Here is a 23,138-nt window from a genome sequence, read left to right as displayed (position 1 = left end):
ACATAAGGTTTCTATTATGACGAAAATTCAGAATCCGATCTTGCCCGGCTTCAATGCAGACCCCGCAATCTGCCGCGTCGGCGAGGACTATTATATCGCAACGTCCACATTTGAATGGTTTCCAGGCGTACAGATCCACCACTCTCGTGACCTGAAGAACTGGACCCTGACAAAACGTCCGCTGGACCGCGCTTCGCAGCTGGATATGCGCGGAGAGCAGGATTCAGGCGGGGTGTGGGCACCGTGCCTGACCTATGCCGACGGCCTGTTCTGGCTGATATACACAGACATGAAACGTGCCGAAGGTAACTTCAAGGATGCCTTCAACTATCTGGTTACCGCGCCCTCCATCGAAGGGCCGTGGTCTGATCCCATTTACCTCAATGCCTCCGGCTTTGACCCATCGCTGTTTCATGATGACAATGGTCGCAAATATCTAACTAATCAGCTTTGGGATTATCGTCGCAAGCCGTCAGCTTTTGCCGGTATTGTGATGCAGGAATATTCCCACGACGAGAAAAAGCTGATCGGTGAACCTCGGGTGATCTATCACGGCACATCTGCCGGCATTACCGAAGGACCGCATATCCAGAAGTTCAACGACTGGTACTACATGATCACTGCGGAAGGCGGCACGGGCTACAACCACACTGTTTCCTGCGCGCGCTCAAAAAACGTCGAAGGCCCGTATGAAAACCATCCTGACCTTCATATTCTGACCAGCAAGCACGTTCCCCAGTCACCGATCCAGCGCTCTGGCCACGGCTGCATCGTCGATACACCAGATGGGGAGTATTTCATGACCCATCTGATGAGCCGCCCATTGCCCGGAGTCCAGCGCAGTGTTCTCGGTCGTGAAACCTCGATCCAGAAGATTGTATTTGATGCCGAAGGCTGGCCACGACTGGAAAATGGAGGAATGGCGCCGGCGCTGGAGATAGAGACCCCAAAAGGTGTGACCGTCGGTGATGAAGTCTCGACCGATACGGATACGACCTTTGACAGTGAGACGCTGCCGATCGAATTCCAGTGGCTGAGAACGCCTTATCCTGAGCGGATTTTCAGCCTGTCTGAGCGGCCTGGCAATCTGCGCCTGCACGGCCGTCAGTCTATCGGCAGCTGGTATGAACAGGCTCTCGTGGCCCGCCGCCAAACCGGTTTCAAGTGCATGGCGGAAACCGAGACTGATGTCGCACCGAAATCGTTTCAGCATCTGGCCGGACTGATCGCCTACTATAATCGCTCAAAGTTTCACTATCTGGCGATTTCCGGCGGTGGAAACGACGGACGTGAACTTTCGATCATTTCCTGCGAAGGCGCCTGGCCAGAATCCAATCTCACCTTCTCACTAACTCAGCCGCTGCCTCTGCCCGCGAAAGGCATCATCCGTCTGGGCCTTGATATCGACGGAGTCGTATTGCAATTCCGCTACGCCATTGACGAAGACGAATGGCTGACCTGCGGACCAACTCTTGATGCATCTATGCTTTCAGACGAAAGCGGGCGCGGTGTGAATGGCAGCTTCACTGGCACTTTCATAGGTATGGCAGCCTACGATCTTGCCGGTGGTGAATTCGTTGCGGATTTTTCCAGGTTCAAATATCAGAACCAGTAAAAGTCAGCGCGTGAGCTGCCCCGGCCACGACCTCGTTGCAACCGCATGCTTCACAGCGCCTCGACTCAAGTTTGCCCGTGGTGGAAGACATGCTGTATCGTCGGACAGCAGCTCTTATATCGCCTCAAGAAACACCGAAGTCAAACAACTTGGCCATACCGCAGCGAGCTCTTTTACCTTCTGGAAAGGGGGTAGGAGAGAGGCCGGGGCGAACCGTTGCATCGTGGCTGAAGATTAGTCCATGCGTCTCGCAAGGAGACGGGCCATATATATGGCCGAGTTGAGCGTGTCGCCTCCCAGTCCGCGCCGAAAGGTCCCGCCGTTGACAGTTTGTTGATCGAACGACTGAATTGGGGGCGCTAAGCTATCGTTCCCAGATGCCGCGCCTGTAAACTTCCGGGCGCATCGACACGGTAGGTGGTGTTTTCTGGAGGCTTTGCCCCGTACGCTTTTGGTTTCCCCGCCTTCAAGAGAAGGCGGCAAGAGCTGAACTCTGATTAAAGTCCTAACACGACAGAATCCCGATTTTCATCGTGATCTGATCCAATAAAGCCACAACCATCTGATTTAATTTGATTTTCAAAGGAAATTTGCAAATCAAGAGAAATCGCTTGACTCGGGGTGCACGAGAAATGTCGATTTCGTGCATTCTTATGCTTCATTGTCAGCAGGTGCCGATAAGGCATAAGTGTGCACACCGAATCACTTTGGACACCAAAGTCCGTAATTTATTATTTATATTCAATTACTTAATTGAGCTCTCCTAGGGTCGCGGCATATCGGTGCACATAGGAAGCATAAGCGTGCACACCTCCAAAAACATGGTCATCGCACGGCATGAAAAAAGGCCCGCTCGGAGCGGACCTTCTTGCATTCGGCGTAGAAAAGTATGGATCAGCTATCCTCGTTGAGAAGTTCCAGCAATCTGTCTGGGTCAAACTGCTCCCGATAGTCCGACGCAGTAAACGGCGAGAACTCGCGAGACATGCCGTGCGTTTCGGCATATGCATCGACGAAATGGTCCAGTGAAATATACTTTTCGCCGGCCGATTTACATAGGGTCAAGGCCTCGATGATCAACTCGATAACGAGCCCCCAACGGTTGGCGCAGGCGTAGCACAGGCGTTCGAAGAAATCGTTATTTGAGAGAGGCTCAAAATCGATCTCTGCTTTTTTCCCATATGAGAAAGCAACGCTCTGTACCTCTTCCCAGTCTGCGGCGAAATCGATTGGTTGAAAGCGGACTGGCCGCAGGAGATGCCGCAATTGGCGGCGTTCCTCTGGTCCGGCTCTTTCTACGTGCTGAGCCAGACCGTCGACACCGGACAGAATCAAGATCATTGGCCAGCGCGGCTCCTTGAGCAAAGCCTTGAAGCTGTCGAGCATGGCCCGGTTCATGGCGGCGCCGGTATCCGTGAAAGCATGTTGTGCTTCATCGTAGTGGATGCCGATGACACTGTTTCGCCGTGCCTGCTTGAGGACCATTTCCCAGATTTGATGCGGCTTTGACTTTCCGGAGGCGGGGTAGTCGAGAGCTTCCAATGTCGAACTGCCCAGATCCTTCAATGAGTTCCGCCCCCACAAACGAAGCTGTACAAAGCGCGCGGGCCGACCATCTGGCATCAGAGTGCCGCTTTCATTGAAGGTCCTGATCATGTGGTCAATCTCATGAGACTTTCCGATCCGGGACTTTCCGGTTACGAGAAGCCCACGGGCTTCAAATGGCTTTCCGGTCAATGCCTTCGCATAATAGTCTTCGACACATTTGTTGAATTGCTTCCGCAATTCCTGCGCTCGTGGAAACGGGTAATGACCTGCCTTGAGCTGCGCAGCGAATTTGGCCGTCTCCATATCAATGAACGTGTTCATGATTTCACTCCAGATCCTTGATCTGCGCAGGACGGCCCAGATGCCCGCTATTCTGCTTGTTCGGTTTCTTTCTCTGCGATGCTTCGGGTTTCAATTCAGGAGCCTTCGCTTTTGTCGGCTCCTCGACATGACCAGGAGCGGCAGCTCTTTGTTTTCTCGCCGTATCCTCGGGCGTTATGGTTGCATCCATGACCAGATCAGCTCCCGCGACCTTGTACGTTTGAGGTGAGCCGTCAGTGCTGATGTCCGTGATGGCGTCAGGCGATGCGCCGATATCAAACGCGCCATCGGCTGCGCTCGGAACAAGCTTCGCACCGGCGAGAACCACTTTTGCTTTTTCCTTGGCTTCTTCTGCTGTCACATAACTTCGAGGGAGCCCCTTTTCGACGCCGATCGCCTGCATGAGATCATGGCGCTCCCTGCGCACCTGCATAATGCGTTGTTCGTGAATTTCAGTCGCCGCCGGGCTCTCTTTACGCACCCGAGCTACATAGGCTAGGAACTGCGCCAGTGTCATGCTCTTGAGGAGCGTCATTTGCAGTTGAACTTCGACGACGGTCTCGACCTTGGGCAGGACAACCGTCGCATGTGCCAAATTGTCAGGGTCGACGAACACCGAAACTTTTCCTTGGATCCTGTGTTCTTCCCTGAGGCGCTGCAATTCTGCTGAGTTGAACCAGATACCGGTGAAGACCCTGACGCCCTCATCCGTTGGGGTAACCTTGTCTTCCCAACCCAGGCGGATACGCCGGAGGTTGGGATCAATTGGCGGAAAGCAACCACGTTCACGATTGAGCTTCTTAAAGACTTCGATCGGTCTTTGGCCCCACATGCCGATGCCACAGTGACAGGTGGACGGATATTCATCGATGAAATACCGCGTCAGAATGCCGTAAAGCTGCTCAACGTCGAGCACACCATTCGCTGTCGCATCATATCCGGGCAGCTCTCCGGCCTTTCGGCCCGTATAACCGTGAAGAGTCCTGAGCACAGTGTCTTCCAGGGTGCCGAACATTCGTTCAACAAAAGGCTTATCCGTCGAGGCATAGGTGCGTGCAATCGTGCTTTGTGCGCCCAAACCTACGATGGCCTCAACAACTTCTGCGTTTCTCAGACCGGTGCCATTGTCAGATTTAATATTTCCGAGGCCAATGGCCGGCATCGCGTCACCTCTGCATCCGTAGCGAACCTTTTCTTCGGTCTTGTCGCGCGTTGCCATCCGTAGGAGCGCCATCGTAGCGTCGGCACCTTGCCTCTCAGCGATTACCCACGCCAAGGGCATGCGAGAAGCCACATCGATCATATATAGAAGCTGCCATCGCTTCTGGATTTCGGTGTCGGTCTTTCTCAAAAGGGAACGGTGATCTGATGAAAGGTTCGCCCACAGGCCGTGTACCTTCGCGACGGTGACAAGAGAAAACTTGTATTCATCGATTTCTACATACTCGCCCGGCAATAGTGCTCTGATGTCGGTGCTGCCGCGTCCCCGCGTGTTCCGGGCATGGCGTTCTCCCATCGTTGCCACCTCGTATGCCGTTGGGTCCACCAACAAGTCGCGATGCGCTTTCAAGGTGGCGGCGGACGGCATTACCAGCCCGGGCAGCTCATTCATCTGCCGGAATCGGTTCTTTTCCGCGATGAGCATTTCCAGGTGATTGCTCACACTGGCAATTGAAGGGTTCTTGAGATCAAGTCCGACAGCTTCCCATGCCTGGGTCATGAGTTCGCAGACTTCCTGTCCAAGGCGAGCTTGTCGATTGCCCTTTCGGTCATCACGACATACTAGTGCTTCCAGTGGATCAACGTCTGGCGGAAGGTCTTGATATAGCTGCCAATATTTCCGCAGCGTGCGTCCTTGATACAAGGTCCAGTCAGCACTTTTGCCTCCCAGTCGCGGCTGCAGTCGGATTCTCTCGTCGAAATAACCTTGCGCCACTGCAACAATCTTTTCTCGATTGGCGGGTGCGTTCAGCATCCTGATTGACAGATTCAGACCTGGCCTTCTTTGTTTCTTCACCAGCCGGGCGCGCAGTTCCTCCATGCCTTTACAAAGTGCGTGATGGAACTCGGCTGCTTTTCGTTGTTGCGGCGAGAGAGCCTCGACGGTTTCATATTCACCAAGACGCGAAGCAGAGGTTGAAGCAGACAGGCCACGCATCAACCTGGTGCCGGGTGCCTTGAGGGCTGCAGCAAAGGCTGCGAATGGAATGAAGCGCCCCTCACCGCTTTCGACATCCAGTGCTTCGTAGCCACTTGCGTGGCGTCTGTTCACCTGAAGTGTTCGCTGCCGCACGGTGATTTGTGTCCCCGAGGGCACTGCATATTGCGGTGTAATCGTCATGCCGCCACCCACAAACGGGAATTCTCCCAAAAGACATTGTCCAGGTCCGTTGTCAGCTTGCGTTTTGCGACAAGACGATAGCAGGAACGAAAGACACGATCCCTATCAAGCGGCACATGAGAGAACAGACCCGACATCAACCAAAGCGTCGTCAGGCCTCGCGCCACATCAAGTACGATTTCATCGGCCTCGGGATCCGGGTCGAAAACGAAGTGATGCATCCTGAACAAATTCTCACGCCGCTGCCGTGTGAAGTTGCTAGCGTTTACGACGCACACGTCATCGGCGTCTCGTCTGCTCGTCGCTGCAACAATGGCGTCGATTTGGCGAGCGGTCGCAGGCTTGCTGAGGCTATGCTCGTGACGAACATAAAGAGCCCGGCGGAAGCCGTTGCAGAAAGTGAGCAACAGATCGAAGGTATGATTCCGGGTCCTTCCATCTTCGTCGCGATATTTCACCGTAAACGGCTGGAACTTGAGGTCATAAAGCTCCGGGCAAACCAGAGCTTGATGGGCGCAGGCCGCCTCGGCAGCACTTTCCGCGATGCCCACTGTCGGCCGCCAGTTATTGGCGCGCGTACGATAAGGAAGGTGAATTTTGTGCGACCAGGCACTCCGTCCTGACGGGTTACGGACACCGTCGAAAGGAAGAACCCCGTGGATTGGACCGAGTTTGATATTTGAGGCCGGCGGCAGTTTCGCCAGTCCGGTATTCCAGTGATCATGCTCAATAATGTAATCAGGCATAGCGCCTCCTAGTCCGTACAGCAGGCTGCACAGATTGCGGTTGATATCACGGGGGAGATCGACGCTTGCCCGGCTCCTTTTGAAGCTCTATAATGGCAACACACAAAGGGCGATCTCGCCCCAACTTCTATGCGCACCGGTTTTCCCGGTGCGTTTTTTTTGCCGTATCGCCGGCTGGGCCAGATATAGACGAGCGGGGTCATGGAAGTGAAGACCGTGTAACAACACTTACAAACGACAGTCAATAAGGCATTAATTTCAATGCCTTATGAAAGGAAAGCGCGACTCCATTTTTCGCATTTCCTTAGATATCGCGTAAGTCTTGCGAATGGCCCCGGCTTGCCAGCAAGTACAACGACATTGATGTCGTCGTGCCAACTGAACCTGCCACACGCTTTTCGTATCTCCTTCTTGATTTCTTCGTTCACAACGCCGCGTGAAGACAGCATGTTTCATGGTGCGCGGAGAGCCTCCGCACAGGTTTGACCTTGAACTGAAATGAGAGGTGTGAGATGAAAGAGGCCAATCGTCCAGAACGATTCTTATGGGGCTCGAAGGACTGCAATCCTTCGGGCCTCTGCCTTTTCAGAGCTCGGCTTTTGTCTAGCTCATGAAATGCGCCTCCTTAGTTGGGGTATCGCTCGGGGAACAGGTCTTTCACATCGAGCTGCAAGGCTTCGGCAATATGCTTTTCGATATGTGCCGATCTTCCCTTACCGATGGATACCGCGCTGACAGCGGAAGGTCCGACTTTCGCTTGACGCGCAACATCAGCGAGCGTCAGCCCCCGAACCTCAAGTTCGAATTTGATGCGGGCATGCCTGCTGCGGTCAATCGGTGGATCTTTGTGTTTCATGGTTCCATCACACGAATCGAATCATTCTTGTATCTTCGTCGACAGAATCGCGATTCTACATATTTCTGATTGTTTTTTGGTGCATACACTCCTAATGAGTACAACTTTTATATTTTTCGCATTTTCCATTTTATGCCCAAAACACTATTCCGCCGAACCCCGAGTTCGCGAGAGAATTCGTTGAATAGGCCGCGCCCAAAAGGACCGCGTCCTTGCAGCAATGTTCGGTGCTATCAGGTGAAAGAAGAAAAGACCCCACTCACAGCTGATTTTTCGCATTTAGTGAGCCCGGGAAGAAACCATGAGAAAAACTTGCGACGACAACACCTCTAAAGTGCAGTTATCTCAGTTAAACTATTTAAAGTTTATATTGTTGGCATCTCTTTATCGAGAACCCCACCAAATTACAGAGTGATTTGCCAAATGGGGTTTACTCCACTTGTTGGCCATGACGCGGCTCGTTAGCCTGCGATTCCACACAGCTTGAGGATTTTGCTCTGATGTCTAGCGTCTTGCCCGCGCCTCCGTCGCCCAAATCACGCGAGACAACGATTTCCTACCTTTCACGGCTGGCCGCGTCCAAAGGCGTTAGCGCAAGAGAGTATGCTTCCGATATGGGCGCTTCGCTGAAACGCGTTGTCAATCAGGACGACGAAGCCCTTAAGCGAATGGCCTATTGGGGAAAGCTCTCCCCCGAGCAACTCGACGAAATGAAATCATGGACTGGCTGCCGCGCTGGCAACGTAAGGCTCAAATTTCGCGGGGAACTCTATGTATCACGCTCGCTCAGGAACCCGACCATTCGCGGTTGCCCCGACTGCCTCCGTGAAGATCTTGATAATGACCACGACGACCCGCTCGAAGTTCTTGTCATGCGCGGACACTGGCAATTTCGAGAAGCGCTGATATGCGTGAAGCATCATCGTCAGCTTGTCCCGCTATGGACAATCCAAGCGCCCATAGACCGGTATGATTTCAGCCAGCATCTGCCGGCAATCGCGACTTCCCTGAACGCGGGCGAGTTGAATTCGCAACAGTGCGATCCGACCCCCTATGATATCTGGCTGGACAGGCGTCTTGAAAATGGCGGGGAAGAAACATGGCTGTCCAGCCAGACTGTCTATGCCGTATCAACCTTCTGCCTCTTGCTAGGTGTGCAGCTGCAATCACTTTCAAGATCCCATGTAAATGACGATTGGCAGTCACGACATATGGCGCTGTCGACCGGCTTTGATGTCGTCAAACGTGGAGAAGACGAAATCCTCAACGTACTGAATGGCCTCGTTGCCGAGGCGGACGCAGCGGGTGATGAACCGAAAAGGGCATTTGGCCGGCTGTATGAGAAACTCTCAATCGATTTACTCGAAGATCCGGCATTCGCTTCGTTCCGGACGATACTGCGAGACTGCGTACTGGCACATTGGCCAATCGGCGCCAACGAAACCCTGCTCGGAAAAGCAGTGGAACGCCGGCGTTTACATTCCTTGACCACAGCATCGAAGGAAACTGGCATTGGCCAGCACCTGCTCAACCTGTTCCTCGTGGATGCCGGTGCGTGGAATGCGGACGACCCACGACCGGCGACCAGAAAATTGTTTGACACGGAGAAATTTGCCGGTGTGCTTGCAGAGATACCCACTCTGGTCGGACCGAAGGAATATCGGAAAGCCATTGGCGCCACTCACCATGAGTTTGAGGCGCTGCACAAAACCGGCGTCCTAAAGCCGCGCATTTCAGGCAACACAGTCAAATTCCCATGGAAAATTGACGAAGGCCTTGCCCTTGTCGCCGAGTTACGCGCGAAAGCGACCGATGCAGACGTCAATGACGAGGAATGGGAGACAATCAACCTCGCCGCCCGGCGGAAGGGACTTTCCGTAGACACAGTTATCAACGCCATCCGAACGGGCGAAATCAGAATGGGCCTTATGCAGGGTGAAAAGGGTTATCACGGCATACGGATAAATAAGCGCGCATTCGATGACTGGTTCTCTGAAACGTCAATGGCGACGCCTTTAGCGGGTACAATGTCTTTGCCTGAGTTCGGGCGGGCGATCGGTTTCAGAGACCAATCCTACTTCGCAAAATTGGCCGACAGCGGGCATATATCCGTCATCACTGTAATTCATCCACACAATCTCTACCCTCAAACCCGTATTACGGAAGAGCAAATCGCGGCCTTCCGTGCCAAGTTCGTTACAGTCGCAATGCTGCATGCCGAGCATGGATTGCCATACAATACGATCCACGCAAAACTGAGAGCAGCAGGTGTTGAACGGTTTGCACCGGGTGGACAAGATTTCGGGCCGCTTTGGTTGCGAGAGGAGGTAATGCCCGTTTTCATGCCGGATGATTGATGAGACACATGTTGCTTATTGACTTGCCCCCTCGCGTCCCAAGTTCAATTTGAGAGTCTGCGGATTAGTGCTGCAGTGCGCCCTATTGTTGGACCGCCGGATGTTAGAATTTCCGGCTCTGTGCAGAATTCAGAGCCCCTTCCGCCAAGTCCGCTGGGCGACTAGCACGTGCCGGTCGGGGGCCATCAATTTGACGTAGATTCTCACGGCAGTCGGCCTTCTAGCGTCTTTGGCTCAGAAACGGGTTTTGAAGTACCAAGCTTCGTTTCTCCTTTCGACACTACCTCAGTGACGCGTGAGCCGATCGAGAGCGCGGCTCTGACCGTCGATCCTTCGTTGCAAAATCGACGGATCTGGACCTGCAGCGGCATTATCTCGACGAGAAGGAGCGCATGCGCCGATCAGCCAAAATCGCGTGCAAGCTACAATAGAAGAAATGCTGTTTCGGCGACGATAGAGCAGTCGGAGAATGGTTCTCCGGTGCTCTTTAGAAAGGAACAGTAAAATGAAAACCATCATCGCTTCCATCGCCCTCACCGGGTTGATTGCCGGTCCCGCTCTTGCTCTTCAGCCCATTCGCGGCAGCATCACCTACGGTGAGCAGTACGGTCAGCTCACCAAGGCACCGGTCGGTTCGGCTGTCACGCACGACTTCTACAATGGCGGCCATCGCTATACCGAAACCTATGTCGTCGGTCCGGATCGGCAGTTGGAACTGATCCAGCGCTCTGAATCCAACAGCAACTGATGACAGACTGCAGTCATCGGCGCGGCAATTCCGCGCCGATGACAAAGGCTCTCGCTACTGCCTCAATCCGTTTCTTGAAAAAAACTGGTTGACGGGTCGGGCACCATTTCCCGGACAGATGGCGTGGACAAAGCAGGCCGCCAGCAGAGCCACTTGCCGTCGTAGTCAACTCAAAAAAGGTCTCTGGCGTTTTGGCGGCCAGTCCCCTCACTCTTGACGCCTCGCCGTTCGCGAGACCGGCATGTTCGGCCGGCGCCAGCGATCGGGGCTGGTCCCAACTGCGTGTTTGAACACCCTGCAAAAATGCGCCTGATCGCACATGCCGCAATCCAGCGCGATTTCGCTCAACGGGGCCCTCGTCGCAATCATCAGTTCCTTGGCTCGGGCAACACGCTGGACGAGAACATAATTGTAAGGTGAGTCGCCAAAGCTCTCGCGAAAAGCTCTCGAGAAATGGCTTTTGCTGAGACGCGCAAGCGAGGCCATCTCTTCTATCCGGATTGATCGGCTCAGATTCTCCTCGACATAGGAGACGACCCTGCGTCTCTGCCAGGTGGTCAATCCACCCCGATAGACTGCAGCACCCCCGGCATCGGCAGAATGGGTATTGCGCCGCGCATTCTGGTCTGACGCGTTTTGATGGGGTCTCGCAGAACGGCGCTCGGTGATCGGTAGATCGAAAGACATGGTGGGACTGACAGTCATCGGAGCATTCCTCTATCGATGTTTTCGATGCTTCCAATGATGCCGGGCGCAACCCGCCCTGACGATTGCGCCTAAGGGGGACGCACCCTAAACATAGGTTTGACGTTTCCAGCCAAAGTGTCTTGTATGCTGATACGAGCGTTGCCTGAAAACACGCAAAGAGAGAGGGGCGGCGTTTACGAGGTGCAAGTCGCGGATAACAGGCAATCTCCAAGATTTTGTTGTTTCGGTTCAGGTTTCCAGCGCATGCTATATTGCGCTACAGATTAGGTATTCCTTTCGCCAGAGAAGGTCGGGATAGAAAACATGTCGCGTTCGAACTCCGAAGACACAATCACGAACGGCGTGGTTCTGGTCGTCGATGATGATGCAGACGTGCGCCATGCGCTCGAGCGGCTTTTCCGCTCCGTTGGTCTGAAAACCCAGTCATACGGTTCGGCAAGCGAGCTCGATCAGGCAAGATTTCCCGACGCGCCCTGCTGCCTGGTGCTCGATGTGCGCCTGCCTGGGGCCGGAGGCCTGGATATTCAGCAATCCTTGCGCGCACGCGGCATCGCCGTTCCGCTGATCTTTCTGACGGGCTATGGCGACATTCCCATGTCGGTGCGGGCGATGAAGTCCGGCGCGCTGGATTTCCTGACAAAGCCGTTTCGGGATCAGGACATGCTCGACGCCGTGACCGTGGCTCTCCGGCACGACAGAGAACGTCGTGAGGCCGACAGCGCCAAAGCCGATATTCACAATCGCTATGCGACGCTGACCCCGCGCGAATGCGAAGTCATGCAGCACGTCACAGCCGGGCTCATGAACAAGCAGGTCGCCGGCGAGCTCGGTTTGAGCGAGATAACGGTGAAGATCCATCGCGGCAATGTGATGAGGAAAATGGCCGCGCGGTCCCTGGCCGATCTTGTGAGGATGGCAGAGCTGCTGAAGTCGAGCTGAAGCCACAAACCTATGTATGATTCCATTTCCTTCTCCAGGCGGTATTAATCGCGTCAAAGTCCCACGTCATGGGCCTGCAAAACCGGTTGGAAAATGGCGCCGTGTCGAACTCGGTCACCCTCATAGCGATTATTGATGACGACGCGCATGTGCTGAAGGCGACAGCGCGGCTGCTCGCTATGGAGAACTTTGAGATACAGACATTTCCGACAGCGGAGGCTTTCCTGGAATGGCCGCGGATGGCCTGCACCTCGTGCGTCATCTGCGACCTCAGGCTCCCTGGAATGCACGGTTCGGAGTTATTGCAGGCGCTCAGGATGCAAGGGTTTACAATACCGATCATTTTCATATCGGCACACCATCAGGACATCGCGAGCCGACCGGAGGCCTCAGATGCCGCCTGTATCTTGAAGAAGCCGTTCGATGCCACCGAATTGACGGCCTGCATTAAACATGCCCTTGAGCTTAGGGATTGAAGTCGTCCATCTGGACTGCAACGATAGCTCCCCCGCCCGGTTGAACGGGACTGGCCGCATATCGCCATAACGGTCGGGAGGCCTGTCAGCCGGCCTTCAGGAGGTCAAGCCCGGCAAGGGGGCCGCCAACCTGCTGGATACGTCCGCCATCGGCGAGGCCGCCGAGATCGATTGCGGCGAAGCCGAGCGCGGCGAGAATTGACGACACTTCACCTTTTGCGTCGGCATCATCGCCGGATATGAACACTACGCGTCGCCCACCGGGCTCACGCGGGTTCTTGGAAAGGAGCCTGGCATCCAGTGTATTGAACGCTTTCACAACGCGGGCACCCGGAGCATGTTCGGCAACAATCTCACTGGACGCTCTGCCGCCCAAATCTGCCAGTTCAAAGTTCGGCGCGTATGACAGGAACGCATTTGTCGCATCAATCAGGATGCGCCCATTCCAGTCAGGCAAGCTTTCGAGGAGTTCTTCAACCCGGGTCCAAGGTACAGCGATGATGGTCATGTCGCATGTTGCCGCTTCGTCGGGCGTTCCGGCGGAGACTTTGCTGCCCAGTTCTGCAGTCAACGCCGCCAGAGTTTCGGGGCCACGGCTGTTTGCGATGACCAGCTCGATGCCGACCCCTGAGAGATGGCGGGCCAGGGACTGCCCCAGCCTTGATGCGCCTATAATGCCAATCTTCATGGTGTTCTCTCCAGCGCGATAGTCAGTTCGATGTTAGCAGAACGGTTCCCGTTCGTCCGGGACGCTCCGCATGCGCGACCGCTTCGGCGATCGCGGACAAGTCATATTCGGCAGTCACGGCAAACAATTCCGGCGACCGATGAGCAAGTTCCAGGGCCGTCTGGATGTCTTTGGCGCGCTCGGCCTCTGACAGGCCGGCCCAGCGACCAACCGAGATACCGGACATGCGCAGGCCGCGAACAGGAAAGGCAAGCGGCGGAACCGGAATCGGTTCGCCCGAGAGATCACCGTAGCCGATGAAGGCGCCGCCATCGGCAAGCAGGTCAATCAGTTGTCCCGCAAGCCGGCCGCCGACTGGATCGAGAACGGCGCGAACGGGCCTTTTTCCTGCGATCGCGCGAAGCCGGTCAGGCCAATCCGCCGCCGCAGTGGACAGGATTGTTGCCTCCGGGAACATCGCCTGCAGGCTTTCCGCACCCTGATTAGAGCGGACCAGTCCGATAACGGAAAGCCCCTTGCCCAGCGCCAGCTTGATCGCAAGTCTGCCAACGGCAGAGCCTGCCGCCGAAAAGACAATGACGTCATTGCCCCCCAGACCCGATCTGCTTGCCGCCCGAAGCAGCATCGCGGCTGTCAGCGGGTTTACGTGCAGCTGACTGGCAATAGCATCAGAAACCTCATCCGGTACAGATGTTACGAACTGAACGGGCGCCAGGGCCTGTTCGCCCCAAGCTCCCTTCGCAGGAAAGAACGCGACGCGTGCGCCCGGCGTCAGCCCTTTCGAGACACCTGCGTTGGGTCCGAGCGCCTCGACAATGCCGAACCCTTCGAAGCCCGGACGGCCGCCCTCCACCGGAGCCCCAGCCGCACTGTCCGGAGATCGGTATCCGCCCCTGATCCCGATGAGGTCACCAGGATGGACAGGTCGGGAAAGCACGCGGATAAGCACCTCATTCTGGCCCGGAGGGGGCAGATCGGAAGCGTCCTGAAGTTCGAGAACCTCTTTCGGTTCGCCATATTGCGTGTAAACGATACTTCTCATGTCAGGTCCTTTGAAAAAAGAGCGTTTTCGTTGAAACGGATTGAGGCTGGATCCACTCTATGAGGCGGGCGGAGGTCGAACGCGTTTGCGCCCGACCTCCGGGACGATCGCAAACGTCTGATTTAACGACCTAAACTTGAACCAGGCCGCCATCGACGAAGAGTTCGGCGCCGGTGACGAAACTCGCATCGTCCGAGGCCAGGAAGACAACCGCTTTCGCAATCTCGTCCGGCTCGCCCACGCGCCCGGCTGGAACCTGGCTTGCAAGAAAATCGAGAAAGCCCTTCTGATTGCCTTCGTCGGGGCCGGCCAGTTCAACGAGGCCAGGCGTGCGGGTCGGGCCCGGCGAGACCACATTTACCCGGATATCGCGGCCCTTCAGGTCCAGGATCCAGCTTCTTGCAAGGTTGCGCACGGCGGCCTTCGAGGCGCTGTAGACGCTGAAACTGGCGGTGCCAGCGACGCCCGTCGTCGACCCGGTCAGGATCACCGAACCGCCGTCTGCCATGAGCGGAAGAGCCTTTTGAACCGTGAAGATCAGCCCCTTCACGTTACGGCCGAAAGTGCTCTCATATTGCTCTTCGGTGATTGCGCCCAGAGGCGCCATATCTCCGCCGCCTGCGCTCACGAACAGGACATCGATGCGGCCCTTGCTCGACTTCACCGTGTCGAACAGTGCATCAAGGTCGGCCGTGCTGGCAGAGTCGGCCCTGACACCGGTAGCGTTGGGTCCGATTTCCGCCAGCGCGCGCTCAAGCGTGGCTTCACGCCGACCGGTGATGAAAACATGTGCGCCTTCAGCGGCAAAACGCTTTGCGGTTGCAAGTCCGATGCCCGAAGTGCCGCCGGTGATGACGGCGATCTTTCCTTCAAGTTTCTGTGTCATTTGCTTGTCTCCGTTTGTGTTGCGATTGAGTTCAGTGCTACCGCTTTGCGCATTTTCTCAAAATAGCAATGACTGAAATTCATCATTGCATATATGCAGTACTCTTGATTGCCGACGGCGCCAGGCGGTTGCGGAGGGGACACCCGAGGAGGGACCGCCTGGCGCTGTCGGTTCGAGGTCGCGCGGCACCCGCGGCCTCGAAAGCGTCGAACTCTTGTTTGGGGAGGAGGGATCGGTCTCCCCGTCAGGTTCGGCTTCTCCGACCCATCGGGCTGCTTCCGGGCCGGTGTTCGAACTATCGGGGAAATGCGGGAGAGAGAAAATCACACGAAAGAAGCTGACGACCTCTCTTGGTTGAACAAAGCCAAACCAAAGTATGCCGGAGGCCTTGTGCCGGCATTCATCACCACGCAATATCGAAATGGAACCCAGAGATCATTGCAGAAAAAACACATGTCGAAGATTCCGGATTTCGAAGGCCTGGCCATGTTCGCCAAGGTCGCAGAAGAACGTTCATATGCAGCGGCAGCGCGCGCGCTCGGCGTATCGGTCGCAACCGTGTCACGCGGGGTCAGCCGATTGGAAGACAGGCTGGGCGCGCGCCTCTTCAACCGGACATCGCGGCAATTGGCGCTTACGGAATTCGGGCGCGGACTGGCCGAACGGGCAATACAGGTCTGCCTTGACGCCGAAGAAATCGAAAGCGCGGCGCGCGAACTTTCCAGCCAGCCGCGGGGCACAATACGCCTTGCAGCCCCCATGGCATTCGGCGTGCGCTGGGTCGCGCCGATCCTGCCCAAGTTCTTCCGAATGTATCCCGATGTTGCAGTGGACCTTCACCTGAGCGACGATCTGGTCGATCTCGTCGGAGACGGGTTCGACGCAGCCCTGCGCATCGGCGACCTTCGGGATTCCGCGCTCGTGGCCCGAAAACTATGCCCCGTCAGGCCGATCGTGACAGCCGCGCCGGCTTATATTGCCCGGCACGGCAAACCGCGCCATCCGAGAGAACTTGCGACGCATGATTGTCTCGGCTACGCCTACCGCGCCCGCCGCGATGTATGGCGTTTTTCCAACCATGCCGGGGAAGAGGTGAGCGTCACCCCCAATGGGCCGCTGCGTGTCACCAATGTGGAAGCACTCATACCGACTGTTCTGGATGGTATCGGCATTGCCGAGTTTCCGGATTTTATCGCAGCCGAATATCTGGCCGACGGACGCCTGCAGGCTGTCCTTGAAGACTGGACCCTGCCTGAGGGGGGACTTTATTTTCTGACGCCTACGGCGCGATCCAGGCCCGCCAAGGTCGAAGCTCTGGCGGCGTTTCTGGGCGATCATCTCGCCAGGCCGAGTTGGGCAAACGTCTGATCGAAGCGCTGGCCGGCGCAGGCGAACAGCAGCATTTCACCCCTCTGCATGCCGCTTGATCGGAGGCAGACACACACGGAAGATCGCACCGCCGTTCGGAGCATTTCGGGTGGTTATCGTCCCGCCCAGTCGCTCGATAATGGTACGGCAAATTGCCAGCCCCATGCCGAGGCCCGAAGTTTTCGTGGAGAAGAAGGCATCGAACAGGCGGTCGGCAATCTCGGGAGAAATGCCGGTGCCCTCATCCTCCACTTCGATAGCCACGCGGCCATCAGCTTCGGTAGAGGTCCGTATCATGATGGTTCCGGACGGACGACCAGCCGATTTCGTGGCATCAATGCCGTTAACAATAAGGTTGATGACAACTTGCTGCAGCTGGATCGGATCGCCAAGGATAGGTTCGAGCTCGGCGGCCTGATCCACCTGCAAGGCGACATCCGAGCGCCGGGCCAGCGCTGACACCAGCGACACGGAATCCTCAATGACCGAGCGCACGTCAACGGCGACCGGCTTTATTTCCGAGTTCTGATAGAGGTTGCGAAGCCGCTCGACGACATCGCTGGCGCGCTTCGCCCCGGCCACAGATTCCTCGACGGCCTCAACGACCTCACTCAGGTCAGGTGCACCAGTCGAAAGCCATCGCAACGCGACCTGACCGTTGGTCACGGCGGCCGTCAGCGGCTGGTTGATGTCGTGTGCGATCGAGGCGGTGAGTTCTCCCATCGTGTTGGCGCGCGTGACGCGCGCAAGGTCATTGCGCATCACCTCCAGACGGTCCTCTGCCTTCTTCAAATCATCAATGTCACTGGCAATGCCGCACCAGCGAAGCACAGCACCGTTTTCATCACGCTCCGGCGTCGCGCGGAGAACCATCCAGCGGTAATCTCCCCATGGCTTGCGCACGCGCATGGTCTCTTCATACGCCTTGCCTGTATCGACTGAGGCCTGCCATTGTCTGCGCAATCGCGGGAGATCGTCGGGATGCATCATCACGCCCCAATTGTGGCCGGAGAGATCTTCAAAGGTCCAGCCCAGATCCTGCCAGCGCTGGTTCACATAATCGACGCCGCGCTCCCCGTCCGCAGTCCATATGAGGGCGGGAACAGTATCCGTCAGCGTTTCCAGTTCGAGAAGGCGATCAAGCTCTCTGCTGCGACGATCGAGAAAGACCGCGCTCAGCGCCACACCCAGGAAAGACAACACTGCCGCAGCAACCCATTCTCCGCCTACTCTTTGCTGAAAGGGCACAGCCACAAGAATAAGTGCGGCAGAAAACGTGGAGAGCGCAGCGAGAAACCGGAACAGTTTTGCCTTTAGTATCGCTTGCCCGACAACCATAATGACAATGCAAAAGATGCTTGCGGCGAACGGCAACTGCATCGTTCCGCCCATCCAGCCAATGGAGAATAGCAGAAGAAGGAACGGGGCCGAGAAGAATGCAGCACGAGCGAAGATAAGTGGTGACACGCGCCCTCCTCGAAGGCTTCTTACACAAAGTTCTCCCTATCCGGCCTTTTCGTCGGGCCAAATCGGAAACGGCGCAGTCCTGCTTCGTTCCAGATCGGATATAATCGCGTTGGCCGATCACGCAGTCTGGACCGGTCCTGGTCTTCTAATCGAGCCTTTCGGGTAAACCCTACAGCAACTGATAAAAAGAAAAGCATGACCCTGGCGAAGCCGGATCATGCCTTGAAAGAGATTGTATCAAATACAACGAAACTGAGGTCGTCTCGGTCTTCGGGAACGGTCAACTCTCAATGAAGGCAAGCAGATCCGCGTTCAGAACGTCGGCATTCACCGTCAACATCCCATGCGAGAGACCGGGATAGGTCTTGAGGCTGCCATTCTGCAGCAGCTTCACTGCCTTGTGCGCGGAAGCGACAATCGGAACGATCTGGTCGTCCTCGCCGTGCATGACGAGAGTCGGCACCGAAATGGCCTTCAGATCTTCGGTCTGGTCCGTCTCCGAAAACGCCTTGATGCCATCGAAATGCGCCTTGGCGCCGCCCATCATCCCCTGGCGCCACCAGTTCTGAACGACGCCTTCCTGCATTTCCACGCCATCGCGGTTGAAGCCGTAGAACGGCCCGGCGGGGACATCGCGGAAAAACTGCGCACGGCTGGCGGCAAGGGCCTGGCGGAAACCGTCAAAGACGTCCTTGGGCAGACCTTCGGGATTGGCATCGGTCTTCATCATCAGAGGCGGCACCGCCGCGACCAGTACGGCCTTGGCGACGCGCCCGGCCGGCTGGCCGTGCCTGGCGACATAGCGCGCCACTTCGCCTCCTCCCGTCGAGTGACCGATGTGGACCGCGTTTTTCAGATCCAGCGCCTCGGCCACCGCAAAAGCGTCTGCGGCATAGTGGTCCATATCATGCCCGTGATCGACCTGGGCGGACCTTCCATGCCCGCGCCGATCATGCGCGACTACCCGGTAACCCTTGGAGAGGAAGTAGAGAATCTGCGCATCCCATTCATCCGAGCTGAGCGGCCAGCCATGGTGAAAGACGATCGGACGGGTGTCTTTCGGCCCCCAGTCCTTGAAGTAGATTTCGACGTTATCGGCGGTGGTGACTGTGGACATAGCATAGGTTCCTTTGGAGTGAGGTTGCGTTTGAATGTGAAAGGCCACGAGAAGGCGGCCTCCCCGCTATCCCTGCGCCGTCTTTCGACGCAGGTGAGAAGATGGCTATCGACTAGTTGGTCTCAGCCACTTCGAGGAAATTGAGCAGGTATCCGGTCACGACATCAGGCGCTTCTTCCATGACGTAATGGCCAACACCTTCCAGTTGCTCGATCTGATAGGATTCGGCGTGCGTCTCGAGGAAGTTGGCTATCCAGTAGTAGCCAAAGCCGCCGAGCCCCAGCGTCGGCATCTCGAGATCCGAGTAGACTCGAGCGTCGACGATGTCCTGCGGAAAGGCTTGGTACCAGCCGTTGCCGGCACGGATCGCATCGCGTGAATTATAGGCATGCGCATAGATGGCACGGTCTCGCTCGCTCATATCCAACTGATCAACCATAAGGTAGTTGAAGAACCAGTCTTCATAGAGATGCGCGCGGCCCGCGATCAGGTCTTCTGGCAATCCTTCCACTTGATTAAACGCGAACCACCAGAGAAAGAAATTTTCCGGTGTTGCCTTCTCGGTCATTCCGCCGGGCTCCGGCAGGAGCTTCAGGCCAAGGACCGCGTCATCGAGGCCAGGCACATCAAGAAACGTCGCGGAGAGCGTCGCATCAGGATAGTTCGCGGCAAAGGCGTAGGTTACCTGCGAGCCAATGTCGTGACCGACAATATGCGCCTTGTCGTAGCCAAGGCTCTCGATCAGTTCGAGAACATCGGCGGCCATGTTTTTCTTGTCGTAACCGCCCTCCGGCTTGTCCGAGGCGCCCATGCCGCGGATATCAACGGCAATGACGTGGTAGCGTTCGGCAAGGGCGGGCATGATCTTGTGATAGGCCCACCATGTCTGCGGCCAGCCTGGCAGCAGAACGACGGGCGTCCCCTCGCCGCCCTCGACATAATGAAGGCGAATGCCGTTGACCTTGGCAAAGCCCTCGGAAAACCCGGAAAGTTCGCCGACAAGGGTCGCATCGGAGACATCAGTTCCCGCATAGGGATCAGACTGGGCTTCCGCCCGTTTGCCAGCCGTCGTGGTGACGACCGCTATCAAGACAACCGCAAACATGGCGGTTCGGTTATATCTGCGCATGGGAGACCTTCCTTTCGCTTCGAGACAAAAAGCTGCATCCGGCTCAGGCCAAGCCGCCTTGACGGCGAAGCTCGTCGGCACGCTCAGGCGATACGCAGCGGCGTTTGCCCGAACGACCGGGAACAGGCGAAACATTGCCCGGGCCGGTTCATCTGATCGAATTGTCGGGAATCCCGGGCGCTGCAGGAATCATACATGCGGCCGAACGCGCTGAATTTTGGGGTGAGTGGCCGAAACCTTGGTATGAGTGCGGCACTATCGATCGGTCTGCCGCGCCTTGACCTTTTGCGGTGGCGTGGCTTGACAGGAAGGAGAAGCAACTCGCCGAGCCGCTTCAGCCTTTGCCCAAGGAAAGATTGCAGAGGAAAGTAAAACAGCAGGCTGTCGAGGCGCCGACCGCTCCCGGATTGCCTCAGCCCGTCAGCTTCTCAATTCAAGCAAGCTTCTCGCCGTCGCCAGAATGGTCTCATCCGCGCTGCGCGGAGACCAGCCAAGCGCCTCCCTGGCTTTTGTGTTCGAGGCATTCCGAAACTTGCCGAGTTGCGGCGTCAACTCTCGCAATGGCGGCGAAAACCGGGCCATCACTTTGAAAACCCAATCGGGAAGCTGACGTCGCGGGGCCTTTGCCGCTGCCGGCCCGAGGTGACTGCGCAATATCTGCGCGACGGCAATCATCGAGACGGGCTCGCCGGAAGCGGCAATGAACCGTTGCCCTGCAGCCTCGGGAGCATTCATGGCCAGAAGATGCAGCGCAGCCACGTCCCTGACATCGACCACGCCGAAGAAGATACGCGGAGCAAATGGCATCCGCCCCTCAAGCATGGCATCAATCAGGCTGATGGAACTCGCATAGTCAGACCCCAGAACCGGACCGAAAATTCCGGTGGGGTTGATAACCGACAGCTCAGCAGCTTTGCCCTCCATTTCCGTAAATTTCCATGCAGCGCGTTCGGCCAGTATCTTCGATTTGATGTAGGCGGAAACGTCCGGCGCATCGAGGTTCGACCAATCGGCTTCGGTGAAGGCTTCGCGTCGTGGCGGATGACCGTAACCAATGGCGGCAAACGACGATGTCATCACAACGCGTTTGATGCCGGCCGCACGCGCTGCCTGCAGCACCCGTATGGTGCCGTCTCGCGCCGGGCGGATGAGCGCGCCTTCGTCATCGGGGCTTCCGGCAGGAAATGGCGATGCGACATGCAAGACATAGTCGCAGTCTGCCATCGCTTCCGCCCAGCCATTGTCGTCTTCAAGATCGGCTTCGAAAAGCTCAAGCGCTTCGGAGCGGGCGCCGCCCGCCTGCAGCATTTTCAGGAGTCTGTCTTTCTTGTCCATGCTCCTGATGGTCGCGCGCGCGTCATGACCGGCATTCAGGAGCTGCACCAGTATATGCGCCCCGAGAAATCCCGTACCGCCGGTAACAAGTACCTTGCTCATTTAATTTCGTCTCCATTGGCTCCAGATGCGCCCTCGCAGCAAACCTGAACGCAGGGTTTGATCGCCGACAGGAAGGCTTGTGGTGTCATGCCAGGCTGCTTCCAGCTCAGGCCGCAGAGGAAAAGGACCTGAGCCCGGTTTGCCGCATCCGATGGATCGAAACCGGCCTGCTGGAACGTCTCGGCAAAAAGCTGCATAAGCAACTGCTTGATGCCTTCGACTTCCTTGAAGGACAGACGATCGCCCGCGGCGATCACGTCAAAGGCTTCAGGCGTAAAGGTTCTCAGATGCCGTCCGAACCAGCTATCCATCGCGCCGAGCACGCGTTTATCCAGCGGAACCTCGTGCTGCGTCAGCAGATTTTTGACATCGTCCAGCGCGTCCGAAAGATACTTCTCCATCGCCGCGCGGAAAATCTCGTCCTTACTTGCGAAGTGCAGATAGAGACCAGGCTTGGAAAGCCCCGCCGCATCCGCCAGATCCTGGACAGCTGTTTTCTTGTAGCCGAACCGGCCGAATACCCGCACCGCTTCGGCGAGTATGGCTTCCCGACGCGGATTGTTCGTTGTTTCCATGCAATTCCTACCAGATTTACTAATTTGGACAATATAGTAAAGTTGGTCGATGTCAATTGCGCGAAGACTGGCGAAGCCGCCTGCACGACGGCCGCCGGGCCAACTTTGTGGACCTCACTCTCGCGCACCAACGACCAGGCTCCGCCAAAGGCGTGATGTTCATCACGCTTGAGGACGAGAACTGCCGTGGCCAATCTCGTTGTTTGGGCAAAAGTGTTCGAGAAATACCGCCGCACTGTCTTCGGGTCAGGCATGGACTTCCCCTTCGAAAGTGGAGAGCTTCCGTTGGTATTACCTGACAGGAGTTATGGAACTGAAGCAGCGAGAGTTTACAGAAGAGTTCAAACGGGAGGCGGTCCGCATTCTGACGACGAGCGGTCGTGGGATATCGTCGGTTGCGGCGGCTCTTGGGATTGGGAAATCGACACTTGGTCGCTGGCGTCAGGTTTTCGAGGAGCAGCATCTTCTTGCCGGTCCGCACGAGGACGTGAACAAGGAGCTTGCGCGTCTGCGCAAGAAGAATGAACTTCTTCGACACGAGCGCGACTTGTTAAATAAAAGCGACGGCCTTCTTCGCACGGGAGACAAATCGATAAGGTTCGCCTTCGTCGACACGGAGAAGGCCCACATGTCTCTGTCGCGTTGTGCGCCTTTGCGGGCGTAAGCTTAAGCGGTTGCCATGCCTGGAAGCGGCGGTCTCCCAGTCGCCGCCAGCCGAGAACGCATCGTCGTTCCAGACCTTCAGCGCATCCAACGGCACATGCTCGGGGTTGC

Annotated in this window: 19 protein-coding genes and 2 pseudogenes; 8 read left to right on the top strand and 13 right to left on the bottom strand. The window is 56.5% G+C overall.

What is annotated here, in order from left to right; translation table 11 throughout:
• The first annotated feature begins 13 nt into the window (after positions 1–13).
• Positions 14–1,615 carry a glycoside hydrolase family 43 protein gene (locus AC0L7L_RS03260; protein ID WP_473513758.1) on the top strand — a complete coding sequence of 534 codons (1,602 nt, stop codon included), beginning with the start codon at positions 14–16 and terminating at the stop codon, positions 1,613–1,615.
• A gap of 894 nt (positions 1,616–2,509) precedes the next feature.
• Here the strand turns inward: AC0L7L_RS03260 and AC0L7L_RS03255 are convergent.
• The 4 genes from AC0L7L_RS03255 to AC0L7L_RS03240 all read right to left on the bottom strand — a co-directional run bounded on the left by AC0L7L_RS03255 (position 2,510) and on the right by AC0L7L_RS03240 (position 7,427).
• Positions 2,510–3,484 carry an AAA family ATPase gene (locus AC0L7L_RS03255; RefSeq protein WP_473511911.1) on the bottom strand — a complete coding sequence of 325 codons (975 nt, stop codon included), beginning with the start codon at positions 3,482–3,484 and terminating at the stop codon, positions 2,510–2,512.
• 4 nt (positions 3,485–3,488) lie between these two features.
• Positions 3,489–5,825, bottom strand: coding sequence for a hypothetical protein (locus AC0L7L_RS03250; RefSeq protein ID WP_473511909.1), 2,337 nt, complete (start codon positions 5,823–5,825; stop codon positions 3,489–3,491).
• Positions 5,822–6,571, bottom strand: coding sequence for a hypothetical protein (locus tag AC0L7L_RS03245; RefSeq protein ID WP_272210273.1), 750 nt, complete (start codon positions 6,569–6,571; stop codon positions 5,822–5,824). Before AC0L7L_RS03245 ends, AC0L7L_RS03250 begins: the two co-directional genes overlap by 4 nt.
• Before the next feature lie 625 nt (positions 6,572–7,196).
• Complete coding sequence (locus tag AC0L7L_RS03240) at positions 7,197–7,427, bottom strand: helix-turn-helix domain-containing protein (protein WP_106308854.1); 231 nt, start codon at positions 7,425–7,427, stop codon at positions 7,197–7,199.
• A gap of 500 nt (positions 7,428–7,927) precedes the next feature.
• On the opposite strand from AC0L7L_RS03240, the gene AC0L7L_RS03235 reads away from it, so the two are divergent.
• Both AC0L7L_RS03235 and AC0L7L_RS03230 read left to right on the top strand, forming a co-directional pair.
• The gene (locus AC0L7L_RS03235; RefSeq protein ID WP_473511905.1) at positions 7,928–9,784 is read left to right on the top strand and encodes a TniQ family protein; all 1,857 of its coding nucleotides are present in this window, start codon (positions 7,928–7,930) and stop codon (positions 9,782–9,784) included.
• Positions 9,785–10,289: 505 nt separating this feature from the next.
• Positions 10,290–10,532 carry a hypothetical protein gene (locus AC0L7L_RS03230; RefSeq protein WP_272210271.1) on the top strand — a complete coding sequence of 81 codons (243 nt, stop codon included), beginning with the start codon at positions 10,290–10,292 and terminating at the stop codon, positions 10,530–10,532.
• A 207-nt stretch (positions 10,533–10,739) separates the two neighbouring features.
• On the opposite strand, the gene AC0L7L_RS03225 is transcribed toward AC0L7L_RS03230, so the two are convergent.
• The gene (locus AC0L7L_RS03225) at positions 10,740–11,237 is read right to left on the bottom strand and encodes a helix-turn-helix domain-containing protein (protein WP_473511903.1); all 498 of its coding nucleotides are present in this window, start codon (positions 11,235–11,237) and stop codon (positions 10,740–10,742) included.
• Between the two features lie 306 nt (positions 11,238–11,543).
• On the opposite strand from AC0L7L_RS03225, the gene AC0L7L_RS03220 reads away from it, so the two are divergent.
• Positions 11,544–12,179, top strand: coding sequence for a response regulator transcription factor (locus AC0L7L_RS03220; protein WP_272210267.1), 636 nt, complete (start codon positions 11,544–11,546; stop codon positions 12,177–12,179).
• Between the two features lie 68 nt (positions 12,180–12,247).
• On the top strand, positions 12,248–12,655 hold the full coding sequence (locus tag AC0L7L_RS03215; protein ID WP_272210266.1) for a response regulator transcription factor: 408 nt from the start codon (positions 12,248–12,250) through the stop codon (positions 12,653–12,655).
• A gap of 85 nt (positions 12,656–12,740) precedes the next feature.
• On the opposite strand, the gene AC0L7L_RS03210 is transcribed toward AC0L7L_RS03215, so the two are convergent.
• From AC0L7L_RS03210 to AC0L7L_RS03200, 3 genes are all read right to left on the bottom strand, one after another.
• Complete coding sequence (locus AC0L7L_RS03210) at positions 12,741–13,343, bottom strand: NADPH-dependent F420 reductase (protein WP_272210263.1); 603 nt, start codon at positions 13,341–13,343, stop codon at positions 12,741–12,743.
• 22 nt (positions 13,344–13,365) lie between these two features.
• Complete coding sequence (locus AC0L7L_RS03205; protein ID WP_473511899.1) at positions 13,366–14,385, bottom strand: zinc-binding dehydrogenase; 1,020 nt, start codon at positions 14,383–14,385, stop codon at positions 13,366–13,368.
• A 130-nt stretch (positions 14,386–14,515) separates the two neighbouring features.
• Entirely contained in the window at positions 14,516–15,271 is a 756-nt protein-coding gene (locus AC0L7L_RS03200; RefSeq protein WP_272210261.1) for an SDR family NAD(P)-dependent oxidoreductase, read from the bottom strand.
• Between the two features lie 453 nt (positions 15,272–15,724).
• Here AC0L7L_RS03200 and AC0L7L_RS03195 point away from each other — a divergent pair, with 453 nt between their 5' ends.
• Positions 15,725–16,639, top strand: a complete 915-nt coding sequence (locus AC0L7L_RS03195) for a LysR family transcriptional regulator (RefSeq protein ID WP_473511896.1) — start codon at positions 15,725–15,727, stop codon at positions 16,637–16,639.
• Positions 16,640–16,675: 36 nt separating this feature from the next.
• On the opposite strand, the gene AC0L7L_RS03190 is transcribed toward AC0L7L_RS03195, so the two are convergent.
• The 5 genes from AC0L7L_RS03190 to AC0L7L_RS03170 all read right to left on the bottom strand — a co-directional run bounded on the left by AC0L7L_RS03190 (position 16,676) and on the right by AC0L7L_RS03170 (position 22,364).
• Positions 16,676–18,106, bottom strand: coding sequence for a PAS domain-containing sensor histidine kinase (locus AC0L7L_RS03190; RefSeq protein ID WP_473511894.1), 1,431 nt, complete (start codon positions 18,104–18,106; stop codon positions 16,676–16,678).
• 280 nt (positions 18,107–18,386) lie between these two features.
• Complete coding sequence (locus AC0L7L_RS03185; protein ID WP_272210258.1) at positions 18,387–19,223, bottom strand: alpha/beta fold hydrolase; 837 nt, start codon at positions 19,221–19,223, stop codon at positions 18,387–18,389.
• 112 nt (positions 19,224–19,335) lie between these two features.
• Positions 19,336–20,352 carry an alpha/beta fold hydrolase gene (locus AC0L7L_RS03180; RefSeq protein ID WP_272210256.1) on the bottom strand — a complete coding sequence of 339 codons (1,017 nt, stop codon included), beginning with the start codon at positions 20,350–20,352 and terminating at the stop codon, positions 19,336–19,338.
• Between the two features lie 420 nt (positions 20,353–20,772).
• On the bottom strand, positions 20,773–21,789 hold the full coding sequence (locus tag AC0L7L_RS03175; protein WP_473511890.1) for an SDR family oxidoreductase: 1,017 nt from the start codon (positions 21,787–21,789) through the stop codon (positions 20,773–20,775).
• Positions 21,786–22,364: a TetR/AcrR family transcriptional regulator gene (locus AC0L7L_RS03170; RefSeq protein ID WP_272210253.1), complete on the bottom strand. Its 579-nt coding sequence runs from the start codon at positions 22,362–22,364 to the stop codon at positions 21,786–21,788. Before AC0L7L_RS03170 ends, AC0L7L_RS03175 begins: the two co-directional genes overlap by 4 nt.
• A gap of 119 nt (positions 22,365–22,483) precedes the next feature.
• Between AC0L7L_RS03170 and AC0L7L_RS03165 the strand changes: the two are divergent.
• A pseudogene (locus tag AC0L7L_RS03165) lies at positions 22,484–22,613 on the top strand (OB-fold nucleic acid binding domain-containing protein); the annotation flags it as partial.
• 46 nt (positions 22,614–22,659) lie between these two features.
• Positions 22,660–23,078: pseudogene (locus AC0L7L_RS03160) on the top strand (transposase); the annotation flags it as partial.
• Positions 23,079–23,138: the final 60 nt, after the last annotated feature.

The sequence above is a fragment of the Martelella sp. K41-7 genome (assembly GCF_055808365.1).
The sequence above is the reverse complement of the archived record's forward strand: the minus strand, read 5'-3'. Positions and strand labels throughout refer to the sequence as shown.

Coding starts and splice junctions, on each gene's coding strand:
- AC0L7L_RS03195 (WP_473511896.1), top strand. CDS start 15,725: ATGTCGAAGATTCCGGATTTCGAAGGCCTGGCCATGTTCGCCAAGGTC.
- AC0L7L_RS03255 (WP_473511911.1), bottom strand. CDS start 3,484: ATGAACACGTTCATTGATATGGAGACGGCCAAATTCGCTGCGCAGCTC.
- AC0L7L_RS03245 (WP_272210273.1), bottom strand. CDS start 6,571: ATGCCTGATTACATTATTGAGCATGATCACTGGAATACCGGACTGGCG.
- AC0L7L_RS03250 (WP_473511909.1), bottom strand. CDS start 5,825: ATGACGATTACACCGCAATATGCAGTGCCCTCGGGGACACAAATCACC.
- AC0L7L_RS03200 (WP_272210261.1), bottom strand. CDS start 15,271: ATGACACAGAAACTTGAAGGAAAGATCGCCGTCATCACCGGCGGCACT.
- AC0L7L_RS03180 (WP_272210256.1), bottom strand. CDS start 20,352: ATGCGCAGATATAACCGAACCGCCATGTTTGCGGTTGTCTTGATAGCG.
- AC0L7L_RS03210 (WP_272210263.1), bottom strand. CDS start 13,343: ATGAAGATTGGCATTATAGGCGCATCAAGGCTGGGGCAGTCCCTGGCC.
- AC0L7L_RS03215 (WP_272210266.1), top strand. CDS start 12,248: ATGGGCCTGCAAAACCGGTTGGAAAATGGCGCCGTGTCGAACTCGGTC.
- AC0L7L_RS03225 (WP_473511903.1), bottom strand. CDS start 11,237: ATGACTGTCAGTCCCACCATGTCTTTCGATCTACCGATCACCGAGCGC.
- AC0L7L_RS03240 (WP_106308854.1), bottom strand. CDS start 7,427: ATGAAACACAAAGATCCACCGATTGACCGCAGCAGGCATGCCCGCATC.
- AC0L7L_RS03235 (WP_473511905.1), top strand. CDS start 7,928: ATGTCTAGCGTCTTGCCCGCGCCTCCGTCGCCCAAATCACGCGAGACA.
- AC0L7L_RS03170 (WP_272210253.1), bottom strand. CDS start 22,364: ATGGAAACAACGAACAATCCGCGTCGGGAAGCCATACTCGCCGAAGCG.
- AC0L7L_RS03175 (WP_473511890.1), bottom strand. CDS start 21,789: ATGAGCAAGGTACTTGTTACCGGCGGTACGGGATTTCTCGGGGCGCAT.
- AC0L7L_RS03185 (WP_272210258.1), bottom strand. CDS start 19,223: ATGTCCACAGTCACCACCGCCGATAACGTCGAAATCTACTTCAAGGAC.
- AC0L7L_RS03220 (WP_272210267.1), top strand. CDS start 11,544: ATGTCGCGTTCGAACTCCGAAGACACAATCACGAACGGCGTGGTTCTG.
- AC0L7L_RS03205 (WP_473511899.1), bottom strand. CDS start 14,385: ATGAGAAGTATCGTTTACACGCAATATGGCGAACCGAAAGAGGTTCTC.
- AC0L7L_RS03230 (WP_272210271.1), top strand. CDS start 10,290: ATGAAAACCATCATCGCTTCCATCGCCCTCACCGGGTTGATTGCCGGT.